General features: G+C 62.3%; 1 protein-coding gene. It reads left to right on the top strand.

All coding sequences use genetic code 11. From position 1 onward, the window contains the following. Window positions 1–636: AMP-binding protein (locus tag ODQ19_RS27975; protein ID WP_330211835.1), on the top strand; the 636-nt coding region annotated here is incomplete at both ends.

Below are 636 nucleotides of genomic sequence, written 5' to 3'. Positions count from 1 at the left end.
AGCCTCGATAGCCTGGCGATTGATCGCACCGAGGAGTGGGCCGATCACAGTGACACGGTGCCGAAGATCGAATTGAACGGCGACAACCTCGCCTACGTGATCTACACCTCCGGCTCCACCGGCATGCCCAAGGGCGTGGCGGTGTCCCACGGTCCACTGGTGGCCCACATCATCGCCACCGGCGAGCGTTATGAAACCTCGCCAGCCGACTGCGAACTGCATTTCATGTCGTTCGCTTTCGACGGCTCCCACGAAGGCTGGATGCACCCGTTGATCAACGGCGCCAGCGTGCTGATTCGTGACGACAGCCTGTGGCTGCCGGAATACACCTACCAGCAAATGCATCGTCACAACGTGACCATGGCGGTGTTTCCACCGGTGTACCTGCAACAGTTGGCCGAACATGCCGAGTGTGACGGCAACCCGCCGAAGGTTCGCGTGTACTGCTTCGGCGGTGATGCGGTGGCCCAGGCCAGCTATGACCTGGCCTGGCGAGCACTCAAGCCGACCTACCTGTTCAACGGCTACGGCCCGACCGAAACTGTGGTCACGCCATTGCTGTGGAAGGCGCGCAAGGGCGATCCGTGCGGCGCCGTCTACGCACCGATTGGCACGCTGTTGGGCAACCGCAGTGGT

The sequence above is a fragment of the Pseudomonas sp. AM4(2022) genome (assembly GCF_036346515.1).
Lineage (GTDB): Bacteria > Pseudomonadota > Gammaproteobacteria > Pseudomonadales > Pseudomonadaceae > Aquipseudomonas > Aquipseudomonas paracarnis.
Note: the sequence above shows the minus strand (reverse complement) of the source record. Positions and strands in the feature narration are given on the sequence as shown.